Annotated in this window: 5 protein-coding genes; 2 read left to right on the forward strand and 3 right to left on the reverse strand. The window is 72.1% G+C overall.

Annotated elements, in window-relative coordinates; genetic code table 11:
- Positions 1-7: 7 nt before the first annotated feature.
- Positions 8-778, reverse strand: a complete 771-nt coding sequence (locus KME80_RS33785; protein WP_308126031.1) for an SAM-dependent methyltransferase — start codon at positions 776-778, stop codon at positions 8-10.
- Between the two features lie 154 nt (positions 779-932).
- Positions 933-2060 (reverse strand): alpha/beta hydrolase family protein, encoded by a 1128-nt coding sequence (locus KME80_RS33790; RefSeq protein WP_219510633.1) that lies wholly within the window; start codon positions 2058-2060, stop codon positions 933-935.
- Positions 2061-2225: 165 nt separating this feature from the next.
- Between KME80_RS33790 and KME80_RS33795 the strand changes: the two genes are divergently transcribed.
- Complete coding sequence (locus tag KME80_RS33795) at positions 2226-3839, forward strand: bifunctional aspartate transaminase/aspartate 4-decarboxylase (RefSeq protein WP_219510634.1); 1614 nt, start codon at positions 2226-2228, stop codon at positions 3837-3839.
- A complete protein-coding gene (gene aspT, locus KME80_RS33800; protein WP_219510635.1) occupies positions 3836-5530 on the forward strand; it encodes an aspartate-alanine antiporter in 1695 nt (564 codons plus the stop codon). Before KME80_RS33795 ends, aspT begins: the two co-directional genes overlap by 4 nt.
- Here aspT and KME80_RS33805 read toward each other — a convergent pair.
- The gene (locus KME80_RS33805) at positions 5520-7766 is read right to left on the reverse strand and encodes an Orn/Lys/Arg family decarboxylase (protein ID WP_246646205.1); all 2247 of its coding nucleotides are present in this window, start codon (positions 7764-7766) and stop codon (positions 5520-5522) included. The two genes, aspT and KME80_RS33805, sit on opposite strands and share 11 nt — an antisense overlap.
- Positions 7767-7812 lie beyond the last annotated feature (46 nt).

A 7812-nucleotide genomic window follows, 5' to 3' on the forward strand; every position in this document is an offset into this window, starting at 1 on the left:
GGCCGCGTTACGGCTTGCGGGCCAGGCCGCCGACGATCACCCACGGCAGGGCGGGCAGGCCGTTCAGCGGGGACCGCCAGCTCCGCACGTCGGTGAGACCGGGCTCGACCAGCTCGAAATCGCCGAAGAAGTCGCCGATCCGGGCGCGGCTGCGCGGCGTCAGCGCCGTGCCCGCCATCCGGAAGCCCTGCTTGGCCGTCGCCATGACGTGCTCCGGCGACTCGTCGGCGGTGTGCGAGACGAGCAGGTGGCTGCCGGGCGCCAGCGCCCGCCGGTACTCGGCGACGATGCCGGCCGCGTTCTCCTCGTCGGAGACGAAGTGCAGGATCGCGGCCATGAGCACCGCGACCGGCTGCCCGAAGTCGATCAGCTCACGGGTGAGCGGGTGGCCGAGCACGTCGCCCGGGCTGCGCAGGTCGGCCTCGACCACCGCGACGTCGTCGTCGGTGGCCAGCAGCGCCCTGGCGTGGATCGCCACCGTGGGGTCGGAGTCGACGTAGACGACGCGGGTGCCGGGGGCGCCGGAGCGGGCCACCTCGTGCACGTTCTGCTGGGTGGGCAGGCCGGCGCCGATGTCGACGAACTGGCGGATGCCGGCCTCCTCGACCAGGTAGCGGACCGCGCGGCCGAGGAAGGCCCGGTTGTCGCGGGCGGTCTGCGACGCCTGCGGGTTCTGGGCCAGCATGGCCTCGGCGGCCTGGCGGTCCGCCGCGAAGTTGTCCTTGCCGCCCAGCAGGTAGTCGTAGATGCGCGCCCCGTTGGGGATGCTGGTGTCCACCCCAGGCACAGCCGAGCGTCCGTCTTCTCGCACTGAGTCCCCCAGCCATTTCATGATTCTTCAGGAAATGCTGCCATATATCGGCGTCGCGCGACCGATCAAGCCGCCAAGTGGCGCGACTACGGCAGTCGGAGATCTGCTGGTCCCCGGCGGCCTACCAGAACCTCACCTCGGGATAATCGGCCGACGGCCGGTCCAGCAGGGGCCGGTGCCGCCCCTTGAGGTGCGTGTCGAGGAACGCCGTGACGTACGCCCGGGTGATCGCGATCCCCCGCTCGCCGTCGATCGGGAACTCCGGCAGCCCGAGCTGCGGCAGCAGCACCCCGTAGTCGACGAAGCTCATGTGCTCGGCGCCGGTCACGGTCAGCCAGCGCTTCCAGTCGCTCTTCACGTGCGGCCAGAACTGGTCCCAGGAGCCGTCCCGGCCGCCGGAGTCCGGCTGGTGCCGGGGGTTGCCGATCATCATGAACGGCTTGTCCAGCGGCTCGGCCGGCGTCTTCGGGTTGTAGGTGCCGTCCAGGTTGACCGCCGCCCGGACCCGGCGCGACCCGGACAGCAGGTGCGCGGCGCTCTGGCCGCCGACCGAGTGGCCCACCATCGCGATCCGCTTCTCGTCGATCAGCCGGTTCCAGCGCTTGTCGGCTTCGAGCCGCCGCAGCACGAACTCGGTGTCGGCCGCCCGCACCCGGGCCACCTTCCGGCCGGTCTCCTCCGTCTGACCGGCCTTCCCGGCCTCGAACGTGGTGGTGCGGCCGTCGGGGAACGTGGTCGCCAGCGACTCGTACGTGTGCTCGATCCCCGCCACCAGGTAGCCGCGGCTGGCGAACTCCTCGGCCAGCGAGGTCAGCGTCGCGCGGGGCATCGTCATCCCGGGCGACATCACCACCAGCGGCCAGCCGCCCTTCCGCTTCAGCGCGGGCGCCCCGGTCCGGGAATGGGTGGGGGTTTTGGCCAGCGTGCCGGGCGGCACGTCCTTGAGCCGGGGCTCGCTCCTGATGAGCAGCTCCGACTCCTTCGGCGTCAGGTAGCGGGACGGCTTTCCGCCGCCCGCGCGTGCCGGGTACCACAGCGACACCATCAGCTCCCGCGCCTTCGCGGTCGGCACCCAGGGGTCGGGCCGGGAGGTGTCGACCAGGTGCAGGTCCTGCTTGCCCACCCGGTGGTCGCCGGTCGGCGCGGGCAGCGAGGTCACCGGCGCGGCGGCTGCGGCCGGGGGAGCGATCAGCGGGGTCGTCAGGGAAGCGGAGAGCGCGAGGACGCTCGCGGCGACGGTCTTCTTCATGGGATCAACCGTGCCGCGTGACCGCCCCGGGGCGTCCCCGGCGAAAGTCCTCGCCTGCCCACGACTTTCGTAGGGGGTGCCGTGCCGCGCTCTCTGCCGGTTTCACCCGTTTCCCGCCAGGGCAGACACCTCACGATCCCCCACCGCACGCGAAGGGGGAGCGTCATGACCGGCCGCGACGAGGAACGACGCTGGGAGTCGCTGAGCCCGTTCGAGCTGAAGGACGAGCTCATCGCCCTGGCAGGCGAGAGCCAGCGCGAGAACGCCGTCACGATGCTGAACGCCGGCCGAGGCAACCCCAACTGGATCGCCACCGAGCCGCGCGAGGCGTTCTTCCTGCTGGGCCAGTTCGCCGTCACCGAGTCCAGGCGCACCTGGTCGGAGTTCCCCGGCCTGGGCGGCCTGCCGGGCCGCGAGGGCATCGCCGGCCGGCTCACCGCCTTCCTCGGCGAGCACGCCGACCGGCCGGGCGCGAGCCTGCTGCGCGACAGCGTCGAGTACGGGACCGGGCGGCTCGGCTTCGACGCCGACGCGTTCGTGTGGGAGCTGACCGACGCCGTCACCGGCGACCACTACCCCGAGCCCCCCCGCATGCTGCGGCACGCCGAGCAGGTCGTGCACGCCTACCTGGTCCAGGAGATGTGCGGCGGCCGGACCCCGCGGCGGCCGTACGACCTGTTCGCCGTCGAGGGTGGCACCGCCGCGATGTGCTACGTCTTCGACACCTGCGTCATCAACGGCCTGCTGCGCCCCGAGGACACGATCGCGCTGATGACGCCGATCTTCTCGCCCTACCTGGAGATCCCGCACCTGGAGCGCTACCGGTTCAAGACCGTCGAGATCCAGGCGGCCAAGACCAACCGCGCCGGCCTGCACACCTGGCAGTACGACCGGTCCGAGCTGGACAAGCTCGCCGATCCGTCGGTGAAGGCGCTGTTCCTCGTCAACCCGTCCAACCCGCCCTCGGTGATGCTGGCCGAGGAGTCGCTGGAGCGCATCGCGGAGATCGTCCGTACCTCCAACCCGGAGCTGGCGATCATCACCGACGACGTCTACGGCACGTTCGTGCCCGGGTTCCGGTCGCTGATGTCGGCGGTGCCGCGCAACACGATCGGCGTCTACTCCTTCAGCAAGTACTTCGGCGCCACCGGCTGGAGGCTCGGCGTCATCGCCGTCAACCAGGACAACGTCTTCGACGAACGGCTCGCCCGGCTGCCCCGGCCGGACCTGGACCGGCTGGCCGACCGCTACGGCACCATCAGCCTGCGGCCCGGCGACATCAGGTTCATCGACCGGCTGGTGGCCGACTCCCGCCAGGTGGCGCTCAACCACACCGCCGGCCTGTCCACGCCGCAGCAGACGATGATGACGCTGTTCGCGCTGTCGTCGCTGCTCGACGCCGGCGGCTCGTACCGGGACACCTGCCGCGCGGTCATCGCCCGCCGGCTGGACGCGCTCACCGAGGGGATGGGCGTGCCGATCCCCGACGACCCGCTCGCCGCCCACTACTACGTCGAGCTGGACATCCTCAGCTTCGTCCGGCGCACGTACGGCAACGAGTTCGCCGACTGGCTGCAGCTCACGTACGAGCCGGTCGACCCGGTCTTCCGCCTGGCCGAGAAGGGCTCGGTGGTGCTGCTGAACGGCGGCGGCTTCGACGGCCCGCAGTGGAGCGTCCGGGTGAGCCTGGCCAACCTGGACCACGACGCCTACCTGAAGATCGGCGGCTGGCTCAAGGAGATCGTCGACGGCTACAAGGCCGAGTTCGACGCGTCATGACCTGGCTGAAGGAGCTGCTGCGCGGCACGCCGGAGATGGCGCTGTTCGTGTCGCTGGCGCTCGGGTACGCGATCGGCAAGGTCAGAGTGGGCGGGCTCTCGCTGGGCGGCATCGCCGGCACGCTCATCGTGGCCATCTTCGTCGGCATGTTCAGCGGCGTCACGCTGAGCGACCAGGTGAAGAACATCGCCTTCGCCCTGTTCATCTTCACGCTCGGCTACATGAGCGGCCCGTCGTTCTTCGCCAGCCTCAACCGCCGGAGCCTGCGCTACGGCTGGTTCACGCTGATCGAGGTCGTCGCCGTGCTGACGGTGACGACGCTGGCGATCCTGCTGCTGCGCCTGGACGTCGGCACCGCCGCCGGGCTGATGGCGGGCGGCGCCACCGAGTCGGCCGTGGTCGGCACGGCCACCGACGCGATCTCGCGGCTGCCGCTCCCCGCTGCCGAGATCCGGGCGCTCCAGGCCAACGTCGGCACCGCCTACTCCATCTCCTACATCTGCGGCCTGATCACGATCGTGCTGCTGACCAGCCAGATCGCCCCCGCCGTGCTGCGGTTCAGCCTCATGGACGAGGCGGACAAGCTGTGGCGGCGCATCAGCGGCGGGCAACCAGGCGAGGACGCCACGACGGCGCTGCCCGGCGTCGTCGGCCGCGCCCAGCGGGTGACCGCCGCCGCGGGCAGCACCGTCGCCGAGGTGGAGACCGCGCTCGGCGGCAGCGCCACCGTGGAGCGCGTGCGGCGCGGTGACCGGAGCATCGACCTGCGGCCCGGCACCGTGCTCGCCGGCGGGGACGTGCTCGTGCTGTTCGGGCGGCGCGAGGACCTGGTGCGCGCCGACGACGTGGTCGGCCCGGAGGTGTCCGGCACCGGCACCCTCGACCTGGAGCTCGACCAGGCCGACGTGCTGCTGACGCGCAAGGACTTCGCCGCCGCCCCGCTCGGCGACCTGCGGCGCGAGATCCCGGCCGAGCAGCGGCACGGCGTCTACGTCACCGGCATCACCCGCATGGAGCAGGGGCTGCCGGTGCAGCCGGGCACCACGATCAACCCCGGCGACGTCATCCGCGTCACGGGGGCCGCCAAGGACGTGCGCGCGTTCGCCGGGCGTTTCGGCGTCCGGCTCGACCAGAGCGTCAAGGCCGACTTCATCTTCATCGCGCTCGGCGTCATCCTCGGCATGCTCATCGGGAAGATCACGGTGCCGCTGGGCGGCATCCCGCTGTCGCTCGGCACCGGCGGCGGCTGCCTGCTGTCGGGGCTGCTGTTCGGCTGGATCCGCGCCAGACGGCCCACCATCGGCCAGTTCGACTCCGCCGCCGCCACGGTGATCAAGAACCTGGGGCTGGCCACGTTCATCTGCGCGGTCGGCCTGTCGTCGGGGCCCGCGGCCGTCGCGCTCGTCGGCAAGTACGGCATCTCGCTGCCGATCGCGGGCGTGCTCGTCACGCTCGTCCCGGCGACGGTGTCGCTGCTGGTGGCGTTCAAGGTGATGAAGCTGGCGCCGCCGCTCGCCCTGGGCGCCGTCGCCGGTCAGCAGTGCTCCACCCCGGCGATCACCGCCGTGCAGGCGCAGGCCGGCAACAGCACGCCGCTGATGTCGTACACGATCGTCTACGCGCTGTCGAACGTCGTGCTGCCCCTGCTCGGCCCCATCGTGGTGGCCCTGGCCCACGCCATCACCGGCTAGCGGCCCTGACGACCTGGACGCGGTAGTGGCCGTCGGCGTCGCGGTGGGCGCCGTGGATGTCCGTGGCCAGGGCGGGGAAGGCGCGGTCGAAGTCCTCCAGGGCGCGCAGGTACGTCATCAGCGGGCCGTCGGCGGGGCCGGTCGCCTCGCCGGGCATCAGCATCGGGATGCCCGGCGGCGTCACCACCACCGTGGCCGCCGCGATCCGGCCCGGCAGCTCGGCCAGCGTCACCGCCTCGGTGCGGGACCGGATCATCGCCTGGTAGCAGTCGGCCGGCGTCATCACCTGCTGGGGCAGCCTGGTGAACACCTCGTCCAGCAGCTTGCCCACCCCGGAGTCGCGCAGCTTCTCGTGGACCAGCGTGCAGAACTTCTGCAGCGACACCGTCGCGGGCCCGAGGCCCGGCAGCACCTCCGCCAGCGGCAGGTCGTCGTCGTAGGCGTTCTTGAAGTCGGTGAGCGCGTCGATGAGCGTGCCCCACTTGCCCTTGGTGATCCCCATGGAGAACAGCACCAGCAGCGTGTGGTCGCCGGTCTTCTCCACCACGATGCCGCGCCGCGCCAGGTAGGCGGCGACGATCCGGGCCGGGATGCCCCAGTCGAGCGTGCCGGTGACGGCGTCGGCGCCCGGGCAGGTGATCGTCACCTTGACCGGGTCGAGCAGGCAGTAGCCCGCCGACATGCCGTCGAACCCGTGCCACGCCGCCCCCGCCTCCATCGTCCAGCAGGACGGCTCGGCGCACAGCAGCGCCGGATCGGCGTCGGCGAAGGAGTGCACCTGGCCGGTGCGCGGGTCGGTGACGGCGGAGGGCTGCCAGACGCCGAAGAACCAGTCGGAGCGCTGCCCGTCCTCGCGGATGCGGTCGGCCAGCCGCACCATCGCCTGCCGGAACCGGACCGCCTCGACGATCGCCTCCCCGGTGAGGAACGGCCCCGCCGGGCCGTCCATCATCGCCGCGGCCACGTCCAGCGAGGCGATCAGCGGGTAGAGCGGCGAGGTGGAGGCGTGCATGAGGTACGTCTCGTTGAACGCGTCGTAGTCGACCGGGGCGCGCTCCGACGGGCGCACGTGCACCATCGCCGCCTGCGACAGCGCGGCCAGCAGCTTGTGCGTCGACTGGGTGGCGAACACGGTGGGCCGGCCGGGTCCGGGCAGCGTGCGCTCGTCGATCGCCATGCCGTAGCGGCCGGCGTAGAGCGGGTGGAACCGGGCGTAGGCGAACCACGCCTCGTCGAAGTGCAGCCGGGGCACGCCGGCGCCGAGCAGTTCGCCGACGCGGACCGCGTCGTAGCAGACCCCGTCGTACGTCGAGTTCGTGATCACCGCGTAGGCCGGGTCGCCGTCGGCGAGCGGGTGGGCGGTGATCCGGGCGCGGATCGCGGGCGGCTCCAGCGCGGCGGGCGGGATCGGGCCGGCCAGCCCGAGGCCGTTGCGCTCGGGCACGAGGTAGACCGGGCGGGCGCCGCTGATGGCGAGCGCGTGCTGGACCGACTTGTGGCAGTTGCGGTCGATCAGGACGGTGTCGTCGCGGGCCATCGCGTGGTGGCCGACGACGCGGTTGGCGGTGGAGTTGCCGTTGACCACGAAGAACGTGCGGTCGGCGCCGAAGACGCGGGCGGCGTTGCGCTCCGCCTCGCCGATGGGGCCGGTGTGGTCGAGCGGTGAGCCCAGCTCGCCCACGGAGATCGACAGGTCGGTGCGCAGCAGCCGTTCGCCGTAGAAGTCGAAGAACGCCCGTCCCACGGGCGACTTGAGGAAGGCGACGCCGCCGGCGTGGGCGGGGGTGTGCCAGGAGTAGCGGTGGTGGTCCTCCAGCCGGCGCAGGGCGGCGAAGAACGGCGGCAGGATCTTCTCGGAGTATTCCTCGGCCGCGTGGGCGATGCGCCCGGCGATGAACTGCGGCGTGTCCTCCAGCGGGAACACGTAGCCCTGGATGACCTCGTACACCCACAGGGGGAGCTCCCGCTCGTGCGTCATCAGGAACACTGGCAGGCCGCGGAAGCGCCTGCCCACCGCGCCGAGCAGCTCCTCCGCGCCGGGCGCGTCCCAGGCGGCGAGCACCGCCGTCAGCGACGCGTCCGAGCTGACGACCGCCAGGGCGTCGGCGGCCCGGTGGGTCCAGCGCACCTGGAGGCCCTCCTCGGCCATGGCGGCGCACACGCGGCGCAGCTGCTCGGCGAGCGCCGAGTCGGCGTCGGGGCGTTCGGTGACGGCGGCGAGGACGGTTCGCTCCATGTGGCACTCCCAGGGGGCTCGGACGGCGGGTCCCGGCCGCCGGGCG

Source organism: Nonomuraea ceibae (genome assembly GCF_019396325.1).
Lineage (GTDB): Bacteria > Actinomycetota > Actinomycetes > Streptosporangiales > Streptosporangiaceae > Nonomuraea > Nonomuraea ceibae.